14 protein-coding genes and 1 tRNA gene are annotated in these 14245 nt (G+C 71.7%); 4 read left to right on the forward strand and 11 right to left on the reverse strand.

What is annotated here, in order from left to right; genetic code table 11:
* Positions 1 to 191: 191 nt before the first annotated feature.
* The 3 genes from SCA03_RS19260 to SCA03_RS19270 all read right to left on the reverse strand — a co-directional run bounded on the left by SCA03_RS19260 (position 192) and on the right by SCA03_RS19270 (position 2968).
* Positions 192 to 974: a FadR/GntR family transcriptional regulator gene (locus SCA03_RS19260; protein ID WP_230988813.1), complete on the reverse strand. Its 783-nt coding sequence runs from the start codon at positions 972 to 974 to the stop codon at positions 192 to 194.
* Between the two features lie 72 nt (positions 975 to 1046).
* On the reverse strand, positions 1047 to 2225 hold the full coding sequence (locus tag SCA03_RS19265) for a winged helix DNA-binding domain-containing protein (RefSeq protein ID WP_030877810.1): 1179 nt from the start codon (positions 2223 to 2225) through the stop codon (positions 1047 to 1049).
* 149 nt (positions 2226 to 2374) lie between these two features.
* A complete protein-coding gene (locus tag SCA03_RS19270; protein WP_030877812.1) occupies positions 2375 to 2968 on the reverse strand; it encodes a lytic polysaccharide monooxygenase auxiliary activity family 9 protein in 594 nt (197 codons plus the stop codon).
* 186 nt (positions 2969 to 3154) lie between these two features.
* Here SCA03_RS19270 and SCA03_RS19275 point away from each other — a divergent pair, with 186 nt between their 5' ends.
* Positions 3155 to 4174, forward strand: coding sequence for an ABC-2 transporter permease (locus SCA03_RS19275; RefSeq protein WP_230988814.1), 1020 nt, complete (start codon positions 3155 to 3157; stop codon positions 4172 to 4174).
* A gap of 146 nt (positions 4175 to 4320) precedes the next feature.
* Here SCA03_RS19275 and SCA03_RS19280 read toward each other — a convergent pair.
* The 6 genes from SCA03_RS19280 to ehuB all read right to left on the reverse strand — a co-directional run bounded on the left by SCA03_RS19280 (position 4321) and on the right by ehuB (position 8703).
* A tRNA-Lys gene (locus SCA03_RS19280) sits at positions 4321 to 4394 on the reverse strand.
* A 132-nt stretch (positions 4395 to 4526) separates the two neighbouring features.
* Entirely contained in the window at positions 4527 to 5318 is a 792-nt protein-coding gene (locus SCA03_RS19285; protein ID WP_030889589.1) for an IclR family transcriptional regulator, read from the reverse strand.
* A 257-nt stretch (positions 5319 to 5575) separates the two neighbouring features.
* Entirely contained in the window at positions 5576 to 6394 is an 819-nt protein-coding gene (ehuA, locus tag SCA03_RS19290; protein ID WP_030877817.1) for an ectoine/hydroxyectoine ABC transporter ATP-binding protein EhuA, read from the reverse strand.
* Entirely contained in the window at positions 6384 to 7034 is a 651-nt protein-coding gene (gene ehuD / locus SCA03_RS19295) for an ectoine/hydroxyectoine ABC transporter permease subunit EhuD (protein ID WP_030877818.1), read from the reverse strand. The genes ehuA and ehuD overlap by 11 nt, the downstream gene beginning before the upstream one ends.
* Positions 7034 to 7780 carry an ectoine/hydroxyectoine ABC transporter permease subunit EhuC gene (ehuC, locus tag SCA03_RS19300; protein ID WP_030877820.1) on the reverse strand — a complete coding sequence of 249 codons (747 nt, stop codon included), beginning with the start codon at positions 7778 to 7780 and terminating at the stop codon, positions 7034 to 7036. Before ehuC ends, ehuD begins: the two co-directional genes overlap by 1 nt.
* Positions 7777 to 8703 carry an ectoine/hydroxyectoine ABC transporter substrate-binding protein EhuB gene (gene ehuB, locus SCA03_RS19305; RefSeq protein ID WP_078874898.1) on the reverse strand — a complete coding sequence of 309 codons (927 nt, stop codon included), beginning with the start codon at positions 8701 to 8703 and terminating at the stop codon, positions 7777 to 7779. Before ehuB ends, ehuC begins: the two co-directional genes overlap by 4 nt.
* A gap of 125 nt (positions 8704 to 8828) precedes the next feature.
* On the opposite strand from ehuB, the gene SCA03_RS19310 reads away from it, so the two are divergent.
* Positions 8829 to 9350, forward strand: coding sequence for a DUF3830 family protein (locus SCA03_RS19310; RefSeq protein ID WP_030877825.1), 522 nt, complete (start codon positions 8829 to 8831; stop codon positions 9348 to 9350).
* Between the two features lie 69 nt (positions 9351 to 9419).
* Here the strand turns inward: SCA03_RS19310 and SCA03_RS19315 are convergent, their stop codons facing one another.
* Both SCA03_RS19315 and SCA03_RS19320 read right to left on the reverse strand, forming a co-directional pair.
* Positions 9420 to 10832 (reverse strand): amidase, encoded by a 1413-nt coding sequence (locus tag SCA03_RS19315; protein ID WP_030877828.1) that lies wholly within the window; start codon positions 10830 to 10832, stop codon positions 9420 to 9422.
* Positions 10833 to 11080: 248 nt separating this feature from the next.
* Entirely contained in the window at positions 11081 to 12070 is a 990-nt protein-coding gene (locus tag SCA03_RS19320; protein WP_030877832.1) for a D-2-hydroxyacid dehydrogenase, read from the reverse strand.
* Between the two features lie 241 nt (positions 12071 to 12311).
* On the opposite strand from SCA03_RS19320, the gene SCA03_RS19325 reads away from it, so the two are divergent.
* Both SCA03_RS19325 and SCA03_RS19330 read left to right on the forward strand, forming a co-directional pair.
* Positions 12312 to 13262 (forward strand): maleate cis-trans isomerase family protein, encoded by a 951-nt coding sequence (locus SCA03_RS19325; RefSeq protein WP_086814405.1) that lies wholly within the window; start codon positions 12312 to 12314, stop codon positions 13260 to 13262.
* A gap of 186 nt (positions 13263 to 13448) precedes the next feature.
* Complete coding sequence (locus tag SCA03_RS19330) at positions 13449 to 14183, forward strand: maleate cis-trans isomerase family protein (RefSeq protein WP_030877838.1); 735 nt, start codon at positions 13449 to 13451, stop codon at positions 14181 to 14183.
* Positions 14184 to 14245 lie beyond the last annotated feature (62 nt).

The following is a 14245-nucleotide window of genomic DNA, read 5'->3' on the forward strand; positions in this document are numbered from 1 at the left end:
GGTTCCATGATGACGGTCACTGGTTCCCCACGCCCTGGAGCCCCCCGTCGCGTGGGGCACGGCCGCCACGAGGCGGTGCCCGTGCACCCGTGCACACCGTGTGCAGGTGGTGTTCGCCTCACCGTCGCGGAGCCGCAACCACGACAGGTTCCCGGACTCCCGGCGTGATCGCAAGACCGATTGGGACGGGTTCAGCTCCGTTGTGGCGGTATGGGCGATACGGATGTGACAGATGCGTCATCGAAGTGCGGGGTTTGTGTGGACACTTCGGGGGCGGTCGAGCGCAGCCGCTCCCTGACGTTGTCGAAGTGCCGGCGAACGGCCTGCTCAGCGCGGTGCGCATCGCCCGCCTCCAGGGCCGCGAGGATCTCCGCGTGCTGGCGCCAGGTCGTCATCGGGTCCTGGAGCGGTTCGGCCAGATCCGTGCGCACCCGGTGGAAGGCGTCCCAGAACGCGTCCAGCACCTCGCTCAGCAGCCCGTTGCCGAGGCCGGCGTAGAGCGCGGCGTGGAACGCCCGGTCGGTCTCGGCACGTACCTCGCCCTCCGCCGCCTCCTCCCTCATCTGTGCGACCAGCGCGGACAGTTCGGCCGAGCGCTCCCGCGAACCGGCGACGACCCGCGCCATCAGCCCCGTCTCGATCGCCTCGCGCAGCTGGAGGAGCTGCAACAGGCTGTCCTCGCCCCGGTAGTGGCCCGCGACCGTACGGAAGGACAGCCCCTCGGTCATCGGCGCCAGCGACATCGCCCCCACATAGGTGCCGAAGCCGTGCCGGATCTCCACGATGCCCATGGCTTGCAGGGCCTTGAGCGCCTCCCGGACGGAGTTGCGGCTCACCCCCAGCCGCTCCATCAGCTCCGACTCCGTCGGCAACGCCGCGCCCGGAGGCAGCCGTTGATCGATGATCAGCCGCTTGATCCGCTCCTGGAGCTCCCGCTGCCTGCCCTGGATCCCCAGTCCGTCCTGGCTGCGCACCCCTGTGCCTCCTCCCGGCCTCGGCTCCCGCCCCGGCCCCTGGTCCGTACCGGAACCGGCGGCGGCGCGCGGTCAGTCAGCGTACGACGCGCGGGGCCCGGCCGCCGCCGTCGCGGACGGTGCCGCCGGCGGTGCGAAGGTCACCGTGTGCGGCCCCGGTGCGCCGTCCGACAGGAACGCCAGCAGCCGCTCGCCCTCGACGGACAGCTCCCGCTGCTCCTCGTCGGTCAGCGTCCGCAGCGGGGACAGCTCCAGCCCGGCGGGCGCCTTCCCCTTCTTCCGCCCCTTGACCGGCGGGAGCGTCCGCCAGGTCCCGCTGACCCGGCCGTCCAGCAGAAAGGTCCCCGGCACCTGCCCGTTGCGGGAGACCAGCGCGCGGCGGGTGGCCTCGTCCATGAGCCGGGTGCGGTCGGCGTGTGCGAGGACGAGGCTGTCGTACTCGGCGAGGAACCGGGCGGGGAGCGGCAGATCCGCGTCCGGCCGGGGCGCGTCCGGCAGGTCGAACAGCTCCCGGCCCGCCTCGTCCGTGAAGACCCGCAGCTGCGGACGGAGCCGCTCCACCACCTCGGCCAGCCGGGTCAGCCCCGACCAGGTCTGCGCGTCCTGGACGGAGGCCGGCCCGAAGGCGCCGAGATAGCGCAGAAGGAGCGTCTCGACACACGGTTCGGACGTCAGGCTCCGGCCGATCCGGCGTTCGACGTCGTCGAGGACGGGCCGGCCCGAGCGCCCCCACAGCCCCCGCGGCGGCAGCTGCACCAGCGGCAGCAGATACCGCGCCGCCATGGACAGCGCGTGCGGATCCGTCCCCGGCCACCGCTCGTGGAGCGCCGCGCCCAGCTCGCCCGGGGTGCGCGGCCCGTCGGCGAGCACCTCGCGGGCCGCGCGGACGACCGCCGCGACGTCCGTATCCGCCAGCCGTGCCCCGTAGTTCGCGCGGAGCGTCCGCTCGAACACCGGCTGCGTCAGCGGGCGCAGCTGGACGGCGTCCCGGTCGGTGACCAGATGGAGGGTCCCGCGCATCAGCCCGATCCGGACCGCTCCGTACCCCTCCACCAGCGCGGAGAGGGCGTGCGGGGCGAAGCCGTCCAGCCGGGTCCACAGCGCCACGTACGGCGGAAGCGGCGCCTGCGCCTGGAGCCCGACGAGGTGTTCGAGGGCGTCCCGTACGGGCATCCGGGCGCGCCGGACGAGCAGCTGCCGGGCGAGCAGGGCGCGCCCCAGGGCACGGGAGGTCAGCGGTGCGGGAGCCATGGCCAGGAGTCTGGCCGATGGGGCGGCCCCGCGCCACGGGACGTACGGGCCCGGTCGAGGTGCGGGGCGTGCCCTGCTCGGGCGCGCGAGGGCCGGGCCGCAGGTGGCACGGCCCGGCCCTCGGTGTGTGGGGGGTGGCGCGTCCGGGGTCAGAACTCCACGTCGGCGCAGGAGTAGAAGGCGTTGGCGGTGTCGTCGATCGTCCAGACGCCGACGATCAGGTGGCGCCCGCTCTTGCCCTCGGGCAGCTTGCCGTCGGCCGTCCACTCGGCGGGCGGCTGCTCGCCGTTCATCGGCACCGTGAGGAACGGCTCGGACTCCAGGTCGGCGCGGGTGAGCGGCTTGCTCGGGTCCCAGCCGTCCTTGGTGATGTAGTACGAGAAGTCCGTCGTCGCGTGCCGGGCCGTCAGGTTCCACTTGAAGGTGAAGTTCTGCCCGGCCTGGAGCTTGGTCGTGGGCCACTTGCCGTCGCGCGGGTCGTCGAGCTGCTTGAAGCCCTCGTTGCCGCCGGAGCAGATGGCGCCGTCCTTCGGCCCGGCCTCGGGGAAGCCCTTGGGGCCCTCGACGCTCTGCGGCTCGTGCTGGATGGCGCCGCAGTCCTTGACGGTGCCCTCGGCGCAGTACGCCTGCCGGCTCATCGGGTCCTGGCTGTAGCCGTGGCCCTGGGCGGTACCGCCGGTGAACAGTATGGCCGCCCCGCCGAGTCCGAGTCCGACGGCGGCAGCGGCGATCTTCTTGCGCATGGTGCTCCTGGAAGTGGGGGGAAGGAGGTGCCGTGCGGTCTAGACCATGCGGGGAATCTAGTGCTGCCTCCCGGTCATGTCCAGACCAATGCAAGGAGAACTTCTGCCTCTCGGGCGGCAGTCCGATCGCGAGGGGGTCCGGCATGCGGTATGGATGAGGAAACCCGCACAAAAGGGACGGGAGCCATGTATCACTCCAGCCTCGGCACTCCGGACCGCGGCCCGCGCACCCCGGGCCGTACCGGCATGCTGGTCCTCGTCGTCGGCGTGCTGCTCGTCCAACTCGGCTTCCTGCTCAGCTACATCGGCTCCTTCCACCACCCCGAGCCGCAGCGCATCCCGCTCGCCGTCGCCGGACCGCAGCAGGCCGCCCAGAAGCTCGACGCGCTGCCCGGCGAGCCCGTACGGACCACGGTCGTCAAGGACGAGGCCGCCGCCCGGAAACGCATCATGGAGCGGGACGCCGAGGGCGCCTACGTCATGGACCCCCGCGGCTCCACGGACACCCTCCTCGTCGCCTCCGGCGCCGGCGGCCCGCAGGCCCAGGCGCTGCGCAGGGCCGGCGAACGGGTCGCCGCCGAGGAGGACCGCACGGTGCGGGTGCGGGACGTCGCCCCGTCGGGCGATCAGGACTACGAGAGCCTCACCGCCTTCTACCTCATCGTCGGCTGGCTCGTCGGCGGCTACCTCGTGGCCTCCCTGCTGGGCGTGACGGCCGGCACCCGCCCCGCCTCCACCGGCAGGGCCGGGCTGCGGCTGGCGGGTATCGCGCTGTACTCGGTGCTCTCCGGGCTGGGCGGAGCGATCATCGTGGACACCGTGCTCGGCGCGCTGCCGGGGCACTTCGTCCAGCTGTGGTGGCTCGGGGCGCTCCTCGTCTTCGGCACGGCGGCCGTCACGATGGCGCTGGAGGCGTTCTTCGGCATCGTCGGCATCGGGCTGGCCGTCGTCCTGTTCGTCGTCCTCGGCAACCCGAGCGCGGGCGGCGCCTTCCAGAAGCACCTCGTGCCACCGTTCTGGCGCGCCATCGGGGACTGGATCCCGACCGGAGCCGGCACCACCGCCGTCCGCAACATCGTCTACTTCTCCGGCAACGCCCTGGCGACCCCGCTCGTCGTCCTCGCCGTCTGGGCCGCCGCCGGGACCCTCCTGCTGCTGGCCGGGTCGGTCCGCCGCCGCGAGCCGGTCATGCCGCTGCCGCTGTGAGCGCCCGCCTCCCGCTGTGCGTGCGCCCGGGGGCGCACGGGCACGGGCCCGGGGGCGCACGGCACGGGCGCGGTGGGGCGGACGCGGTGTGGGCACACGAAAAGACCGAGGCCCTCGGATTTCTCCGAGGGCCTCGGCCTGTGCTGTACGCCGCCAGGGACTCGAACCCCGGACCCGCTGATTAAGAGTCAGCTGCTCTAACCAACTGAGCTAGCGGCGCCCGTCTGCCGTTTCCGGCTGACGACAGAAATACTACCCCCTTTCCGGGGGTGCTCGTGACCACCCGGGGACGCTGCTCGGCCCCGGCCCGCTCCAGGAGGGAAAAGCCCAGGTCGGCGCGGGGCTGACGGCCTCAGAGCGCCAGCGAGAGCATCACGGGAGCGGCCTTCTTGCTCAGCGTCTCGGCGGCCCGGCGCAGCCGGTGGGCCTGGTCGACCGGCAGCGACAGCCCCAGGCAGCTGACCGCCGAGCCCGCCGTGACGGGCACCGCGGCGCACACCGTGCCGACCGCGTACTCCTGGAGATCGAGCGTGGGCACCGTCGGCGGCTGGCGGTCCAGCGCGTTGAGCAGCAGCCGCTCGTCGGTGATCGTCCGGGAGGTGAGCCGGGCCGTCTTGTGCCGGGTGAGGTGATCCATCCGGCCGTCGTGGTCCAGCTGGCTGAGCAGGCACTTTCCGATGGCCGTGGCGTGCACGGCGGACCGGAAGTCCACCCACTGGTTGACGGCCGGGGTGCGCGGACCGTCGGCGACCTGCGTCGTCTCCAGCTCGCCGTTGTGGTACCGGCTGAAGTAGACGGCCGCGCCGACGGTGTCGCGCAGCTCGCCGAGGGTGCGCTGGAGCTTGTCCTGGAGCGCGTGGTCACGGTTGGTGCCCGAGCTGAGCAGCATCAGGGCCTCGCCGACGACATAGGCGCCGTCGGTGAGGCGCTGGAGGTACTGCTCGCGGCACAGCATGCGCAGCAGATGGTTCAGCTGCCCGGGCGGGAGCCCGGTGTCCCGCGAGATCGCGTCCTCCTGCGCGCCGTCCCGGTGCCGGGCGACCGACTCCAGCACGCGCAGCGCGTACTGCACGGAGTGGAACGGCGCGGTCGGTTCTCGACCGGACTCCGGAGAGGGGTCTCCGGGTGGTTGGAACAACGCCACGGTGTCCCCCTGAAGGTCGTGACCATCTGCGCCGTGGATACCCCGGGGTGACCACGGCAGTGCCTATCACGATAGCCGTCGGGGCGCTGCCGGAACCGGGCGATCGCTGTGATCGGCATATGCCGGGTGTGTGGCGTGCGCCCCTGGGCGCGCGCGAGCCCGCGCCGGGTGGCGCGGGCTCGCCGGGTGCGCCGGGCATGCGACCGCACCCGACCGTGCACGGCACCGGCCTCCACGGGCGCACACCGCGCCGCCGTTCACAGCACCGCGCTGAGGAACTCCCTGGTGCGCTCGTGCTCGGGGTCGCTGAAGATCTTCTCCGGCGCACCCGACTCGATGACCCGGCCGGCGTCGAACATCAGGACGTCGTCCGAGATGTCCCGGGCGAAGTTCATCTCGTGCGTGACGCACAGCATGGTGATGTCCGTGCTGTGCGCGATGTCCCGCAGCACGTCCAGCACCCCGGCCACCAGCTCCGGGTCGAGCGCCGAGGTGACCTCGTCCAGCAGCAGCACCTGGGGGCGCATGGCCAGCGCGCGGGCTATGGCCACCCGCTGCTGCTGGCCGCCGGAGAGCTGGCTGGGGTACTTGTCGAGGTGGTCGGTCAGGCCCACCAGCTCCAGCAGCTCCCTGGCCCGCTGCTCCGCCTCGTCCTTGGACAGGCCGAGCACGTGCACCGGGGCCTCGGTGATGTTCCGCAGCACCTTCATGTTGGGGAACAGGTTGAACTGCTGGAAGACCATGCCGATGTTCTTGCGGACCTCGCGCGAGTGCTTCTCGCCCGCCGGGACGAGCTTGCCGCCGCGCTCCTCGTGCGAGAGGTAGTCGCCCGCCACCTTGATGGTGCCCTCGTCCGGCTTCACCAGCGTCATCAGCAGCCGCAGGATCGTCGTCTTGCCGGAGCCGGACGGGCCTATGAGGGTCACGTGCTTGCCGGACGCCACGTCGAAACACAGGTTGTCCAGCACCACGTTGCTGCCGTAGCGCTTGGTGACCTTGTCGAACCTGATCAGCTCGCTGCCGTCCACGGCCGGGTTCACGTGCTCGTTTCCGTTCGGTGTGCTCTCAGCGGACAAGACGACGCTCCAGTGCTCGCATCAGCAGGGACGCGGGGTAGGCGATGAGGATGAAGGCGATGCCGACCACGGTGATCGGCTCGGTGGGCAGGAAGGTGATGGCGCTGAACTGCCGGGCCTGGCCCAGCATGTCGAGGGCGCCGATCGTCGCGATCATCGGAGAGTCCTTCAGCATCGCGATCACGTAGTTGCCCAGCGCCGGCACCACACGGCGGATCGCCTGCGGCAGGATCACGGCGAGCCAGGTACGCGCACGCGGCAGGCTGAGCGCCGTGCACGCCTCCCACTGCCCCGCGGGCACACCGTCGATACCGGCGCGGTACACCTCGGCCGTGTACGTCGAGTAGTGCAGGCCGAGCCCGATGATGCCGGTCGTCAGCGCGGAGAAGGTGACGTTCCACTCCGGCAGCACGAAGTAGAGGAAGAACAGCTGCACCAGCAGCGGGGTGTTGCGGATGAACTCGGTGACGGCCGTGACCGGCCAGCGCACCACCTTCAGCGAGGAGCGCTGCGCCAGGGCCCACACCAGGCCGAGCGCGAAGGCGATCAGCGAACCGAACACCAGCGCCTGGAGCGTGGTGAGCACCCCGTCCCAGAAGCGGGGCATGAAGTCACCGACTGCGGACCAGTCCCACTGCATCAGGCACCCCCGGCGCTGGAGAGGTCACGCGAGACCTCGGACTGCTGACGGCCGGAGAGCTTGCGCAGCACGCCGGCACCCTTCTCGGGCTTCTGCCCCAGGCCCGCCTTGGCCTGCCGCTCCAGGGCCCGCATCCCGCGGGTGATCAGGAACGCCAGGACGAAGTACATGACGAGGATGATCGTGTAGACGGGGGCGCTGTCACCGAGCGCGTTGCGCACCAGCGAGGCACCGAAGGCGATGTCGCCGACGCCGAGCACGGACACCAGCGCGGTGCCCTTCAGCAGCTCGATCAGCAGGTTGTTGGCCGGCGGGATCATCCCGGGCCACGCCTGCGGCAGGGTGATCTTCACCAGTCGCTGCCAGGGGGAGAAGCTCAGCGCGATACCCGCCTCGTGCTGCGCGGCGGGTACCGCCGCGATGGCACCGCGCACGATCTCCGAGCCGTAGGCGCCGTAGGTCAGTCCGAGTGCGAGGACCGCCGCCCACATCGGCACCAACTGCCAGCCGAAGGCGACGGGCAGCACGAAGAACACCCAGAACATCAGCACCAGCGCCGAGGTTCCCCGGAATATCTCCATGTAGAGCCCGGAGAGGAACCGGACCACCCACAACCGGTTGGTCCGGGCGACGCCGACGACGAAGGCGACGAAAGCGCCGAGTGCCGCGCCGAAGACGGTCAACTGCACCGTCACCCAGACGCCTTTGAAGAGGAGTTCCCACAGACCCCCGGTGAGCTCTGTCATTTGCAGCGCTCCTTCGCGGTGATCGTGGTCATCTCCTGCTCCAGGAATCCGAACGGCCGCATGACGCGCAACAGTTCACCGCTCTTCTTCATCTTGTGCAGTTCACGGTTGAAGGCGTCCCGCAGCCTTTCCTCGCTCTTGCGGAAGGCGAAGGCGCCGGTGCCCAGTTCGGGCTTTCCGTCCACCTCGGGTATGAGGGACTTGGTGTACTCCACCTTCTTGCTCTTCGTCTGCCGAACGACATTGCGGACGGTGACCGCCGTGCCCGTGAACACGTCGGCACGTCCCTGCTCGACCGCCAGCAGTCCGGCGAGCTGGTCGGGCAGGAGCAGCATCTCCTTCTCCGAGATCCCGACTTCCTCCGCATAGCCGATCTCGGCGTACCCCGTACCGGTCGCCAGCTTCGCGCCGCTCTTCTTGATGTCCTCGTAGGTGTGCAGGTTCTTGGGATTTCCCTTGCGTACGATGAAGGCGTCCCGCATCTCGTACTCGGGGTCGGCGAAGAGCACCTGGCGGCACCGGTCCGCGTTGATGTACATGCCGGCCGCGACGACGTCGAACTGCATCGAATTCAAGCCCGCGATGAGCGAGTTGAACTCGGTCGGGAAGGGCTGCACATTCGGTACACCGAGCCGCTTGAAGATGACGCGGGCGATCGCCGGTGAACTCCCCGTGAGCTCACCGTTCTTGTCGATGTAGCTGTACGGCTGCTCCCCGGCGAGGCCGAGCCGGACGGTGCCCTGGGCCCTCAACCGCTCCAGCAGATCACCGCCGTCGGAGGTTCCGGCGCTGGACACCCGGCTGCACGCGGTGGTCGCCCCGAGCGCACCGAGCGCGCCGAAAGATGCCGCACCGGCGAGCATCGAGCGGCGGCTGAAACGTCTTCCGGTAGTTCCGGTGTTGTTCCTTTGTGGTGGAGCCATGGGCGCGCCGCTACCCAGGTCCAGTCAAGTTATGCGGATCGATTCCGGCCCTTACGGGGTCGCGTCCGTACTGTCCTCTGCGCCACCATTGACAGGCAAATGACCAATCGGTGTGCGGAGGCACGATGGCTGATCGCTTCATTCACGTCTCGTTGGACAAGCGCGGAGTGCGCTGCACCGCCAAGCTGCTCGACGACCGGGCCCCGATCACCTGTGCCGCCGTGTGGGACGCGCTTCCGCTCGGCGGCGACGTGTATCACGCGAAGTACGCGCGCAACGAGATCTATGCGCTTGTTCCGCCGTTCGCTCCCCAGGAGCCGCCGCTGGAGAATCCCACCATCACGCCCATTCCCGGAGACCTCTGCTATTTCACCTTCTCCGACACGCAGTTGAGCACCGCGTCCTACGGGTACGAGGCGGCGGCCGAACAGCAGGGCACAGCGGCCGCGCACGCCGAACGCTCCACCGTCGTCGACCTCGCGCTGTTCTACGAGCGCAACAACCTGCTCATCAACGGGGACGCCGGCTGGGTGCCCGGCATCGTGTGGGGCCAGGTCGTGGAGGGGCTCGACGCCATGGCCGAGGCGTGCCAGGACCTGTGGCGCGCGGGAGCGCTCGGCGAGAGCCTCAGCTTCCGCAGGGCGTGAACCGTCCGGTGCCCCGCCCCACCCGCGCGGGCGGGGCACCGGCCGCGCGGGCGGGGCGCGTGCGCACGGTCAACTCACCGGCGAGGGAACGCGGTTGGCGACGCCCGCCTCGAACAGAGCGTGCGAGGCGGCCAGGACGCGGGCGTCCGCGTGCCGGGGGCCGACGAGTTGCAGCCCCACCGGCAGCCCGTCGCCGTCCACCCCGCAGGGCACCGAGGCCGCCGGCTGCTGCGTCAGATTGAACGGATAGGTGAACGGCGTCCAGCCCGTCCAGCGGGTGTGTGCCGAACCCGCCGGCACCTCGGCGCCCGCCTCGAACGCGGTGATCGGCATCGTCGGCGTGGCCAGCAGGTCGTAGCGCTCGTGCAGCGCGCCCATCCGCCGGCCGAGCGCCATCCGGTCGTCGACGGCCGCCAGATAGTCCAACGCGCTGTAGGCGGCGCCCTGTTCGCACACCTCGCGCAGCCCGGGGTCCAGCCGCTCGCGCTGCTCCGGCCGCAGGGACTGGGTGACCCGGGCCGCGCCGCTGAACCACAGGACGTGGAAGGACTCCACGGGATCGTCGAAGCCCGGGTCCACCTCCTCGACGTGCGCGCCCAGCTCCTCCAGCAGCGCGACCGCGGCGCGCACGGCCGCCGCCACCTGCCCGTCCACCGCGACGCGGCCGCCGAGGTCCGGCGAGAAGCCGATCCGCAGCCCCCGCACCCCCTCCGTGCCCGCGGCCAGCGCGGCGCGGAAGCTGTCGGCCACCGGCGCCAGTTGCGACCAGTCCCGCGCGTCCGGCCCGCTGATCACATCCAGCAGCAGCGCCGCGTCCCGCGCGTCCCGCGTCATCGGGCCGACGTGGGCGAGCGTGCCGAACGCGCTCGCCGGGTACAGCGGCACCCGCCCGTACGTCGGCTTCAGCGCGTAGATCCCGCTGAACGCGGCCGGGATCCGCACCGAGCCGCCGCCGTCGGTGCCCAGCGACAGCGGCCCGGCGCCGAGCGCGACCGCCGCCGCGCTGCCGCCGCTGGAGCCGCCCGCCGTCCGGCCGGGCGCGTGCGGATTGCCGGTCGTCCCGTGCCGGGGGCTGTCGGTGACGCCCTTCCAGCCGAACTCCGGGGTGGTCGTCTTGCCGAGGAAGACCGCGCCGCTCTCCCGCAGCCGGGCCACCGAGGGCGAGTCCTCGTCCCAGGGCCCGGCCTCGTCCACCGTCCAGGAGCCCTTGAACGAGGGGCCGCCGCGCTGGAGCAGGATGTCCTTCACCGTGACGGGCACGCCGTCCACGGGCCCCGCCGGCTCGCCGCGCCGCCACCGCCCGGCGGAGGCGTCCGCCCGGCGCAGCGCGTCCTCCTCGTCGATCCGGACGAAGGCGCCGGTGCGCTCCTGCGCAGCCGCCGCACGCTCCAGTGCCGCGCGGGTGACTTCCAGCGGGGTGAAATCGCCCGCCCCGTAGCCGGCGACGAGCTGGGCTGCGGTGAGGGCGGTGAGATCGGCCATGGCGAAACCTCCCGAGGACGGTCCGTTGCGGACCTGCGGAGCGGAACCGGAGGCCCCCGCCGCGGTACCCGCGGCCGGGGTGGTGAACGGCCCGGCGGCGGGGCCGGGACGGTGAGCGGGTGCGGCAGCGGCGGAACGCCACGGCCGCCGGGACCGCGGTGGACGCGGCGGGCGCGGGTGCGGTGGTTGCGGGAGGTGCGCCGGGGAGCCGTCGGCGGGGCCGGTGCGGCGGGCGTCCGGCCTGCCCGTCAGGCGCCGGGCGCGGGCTCGCGCGGGGCGGTCGGCACGTAACCGAGCCGTTTGTCGACGACGTTGACCAGCGGTTCGCCTGCCTCCCAGCGGTCGAAGTTGTCCAGGAACTGCTCCGCCAGATCGTCCCGCCAGCCGACCGTGTCCCCGCTCATGTGCGGGGAGATCAGCAGGCCGGGGACGTCCCACAGGCGGCTGGTGGTGGGCAGCGGCTCCTCCTCCAGGACGTCCAGCGCGGCGCCCTTGATCCGGTGTGCCAGCAGCGCGTCGACCAGATCGTCCTCGACGACGTGCTGCCCCCGGCCGACGTTCACGAAGTGCGCCGTGCGCTTCATCCGCGCGAACATCTCCGCATCGAACATGCCGGCGGATTCGGCGGTGAGCGGGGCGACGCACACGACCCAGTCGGCGTCCGGCACCAGGACGGGCAACGCGTCGATGGAATGCACCCTTCCGAATTCCGCGTCGCTATCCCGTGCGGTACGCCCCACGAGATCGATCCTGACACCGAGTGCCAGGAGTGCCCGGCTGATTTCCCGGCCGATTGGACCGGACCCCACAACGGTCGCTCGACTTCCACTCAAACGGAATGTCTCCCGGTGCCGCCAACGGCGCTGTCGTTGCAATTCCCAGGTTCCGTGAAAATCCTTGGCCATGGCCAGTACGAGTCCCACGACGTATTCCGCGATGGGCCGGTCGAAGATTCCGCGGGCATTCGTGACGACCGTTCCGCGCCCGTCGTCCAGCTCCGGGAGCAGCCGGTCGACACCCGCGCTCGGCGTGTGCACCCAGCGCGGGCGCGGGCCCTCGCCGGGCCACGCCAGGCGGACCGCGTCCGAGAGGAAGTCCCACGCCAACAGGACGTCGGCGTAGGGGAGTTGATCTTTGAGCGTGCGCGCGTCGGCATGGCGCACCCGGGCCCGGCCCGCCAGCCGGTCGAGCCGGGGCAGCGGCTCCGCATCGAGGACGAGGACGCAGGTCTCGGACATAGGCAGGAAACCGTTTCGCAACGTGGGGACGGTTGGCTGGGAGCGGTCGGCGGACCGGGCGCGCATGCCTCAGATGGAAGGATTGACCACGGTAGGGAGCAGAAACTACCTTCGTCAACAAAGACATCTGCCCCGGCGTCCCGGCTTCTGACCGGCTTTGCAGTTCTTGAGTTCCTCTGCCTTCCCTCGACTCAGGGGCCTTCTGGCCATGAGCCTTCCCCTCCGTTCTTTGGGGCCCGAAATGGACGTCTCCTTCCTCGGCGGACCGCTGCCGCAACACGGCGTGGGAATCGTCGCGCCCTTCGACTTCGCGCTGGACCGAGAGCTGTGGCGCTGGGTGCCGGACGACGTGTCGCTGCACGTGACGCGCACCCCCTTCGTGCCCGTCGAGGTCAGCCTCGACCTCGCACGCCTGGTCAGTGAGCACGAGACGCTGCGCGAGGCGGTACGGGCGCTGTCGGCCGTGGCGCCCGAAGTGGTGGCCTACGCCTGCACCTCCGGAAGCTTCGTGGGCGGGGGCGCCGGTGAACGGGCCATGGTCGCCGCCATGGCCCAGGCCGGCGAGGTGCCCTCGCTGACGACCTCGGGCGCGCTCCTCGACGCCCTGCACGAGATCGAGGCCCGCCGCGTCGCCATCGTCACCCCGTACACCAAGTCGGTCACCGACTCGCTGGAGGACTACCTCGACGAGTCCGGCATCACCATCACCGGACGCAGCTATCTCGGCCTCACCCGGGAGATCTGGCGCGTCCCCTACCGGGACGTCGTCGACATGGCCAGGGAAGCGGCCGGCGACGCACCCGACGCCCTGTTCATCTCCTGCACCAACCTGCCCACCTACGACGTCATCCCCCAGCTGGAGGCCGAGCTGCGGATGCCCGTGCTCTCGGCGAACCAGGTCACCATGTGGGCCGCGCTGCGTGCCGTCGGCAAGGAGGCCGTCGGGCCGTACCAGGCGCTGCTCGACCCCGTCGCCAGACGCGGCCCCGCCGCGATGACGCCCTCCCCGCCGCCGCCGACGGCCGACGAGACCGGCGGCCTGCACGAGCCGGGCGGCTCCGAACCCGGCCCCGAGCCCGAGGCCGCGCTGGCCGGCGCGGGCACCGAGGCGGCCGAGCCGCTGGAGAGCGCCGGCGAACTCGGCGCGGGGCCGCCCGCCGCCGACGAATGGGGCGGCCAGCCCCCGCTCTGAGCCACCGCACACCCCACCTGAGACGACGTTCCGCGATTCCCGCGATCCCCGCGATCCCCGTGTTCCGCCGTGCGCCCGCACGCCCGCACGCCCGCACGCCCGCGCGGGCGCACGGCGGAACGCAGCGGTACCGGCGTGCACCGGTACCGGACGGCCCAGCACCCCCACGCACGACAGGAGACCCAGATGGCACAGGCGGCACCCGCGGCCGGATTCCTCTACCCCGGCCACTCGGCCGAGGACGACTACCCGCGGCTGGAGCGGATCCTGGCCGACGCGGGAGTCGACGTCCGGCTGCCGCTCGTCCACACCGACATCGGCGAGGACGCCCACCGCGTCGACGCCCTCCTGGAGATGGGCTCGGCCGCACGGCTCGCCGCCAAGGTCGACGAGGTGAAGCAGCACGGCGTCCAGGCCGTCGTCTGGGCCTGCACCAGCGCCAGCTTCGTCTACGGCTGGGACGGCGCACAGCGGCAGGTCCGCGAGCTGTCCGCCACCGCCGGGCTGCCCGCCTCCAGCACGTCGTTCGCGTTCGCCGCCGCCGTGCGGGAACTCGGCGTCGAGCGGGTCAGCATCGCCGCCACCTACCCCGAGGACGTCGCCGAACTGTTCACCGGGTTCCTCAAGGCGGCGGGCGCCGAGGTCGTCGGTATGCGCGGCAGCGGCATCATCACCGCCGCCGAGGTCGGCACCTGGGGCGAGGCCGAGGTGCTGGCGCTCGCGCGCGGCGGCGACCACCCCGAGGCCCAGGCCGTGCTGCTGCCCGACACCGCGCTGCACACCGCCGCGTACCTTCCCGCGCTGGAGGCGGAGCTGGGCAAGCCGGTCCTCACCGCGAACCAGGTGACGGTGCGGGAGGGGCTGCGCCTACTCGGACTGCCTGCCCACTGCCCGGCACTGGGAGCGCTCTTCACCCGCTGACCCCCGCTCCCCCTTCCGCGTTCCACCTTCCCTCCGGGCCGGGGCGCTCGTTCCCCGGCCCG

Source organism: Streptomyces cacaoi, from assembly GCF_006539165.1.
Taxonomy (GTDB): domain Bacteria; phylum Actinomycetota; class Actinomycetes; order Streptomycetales; family Streptomycetaceae; genus Streptomyces; species Streptomyces cacaoi.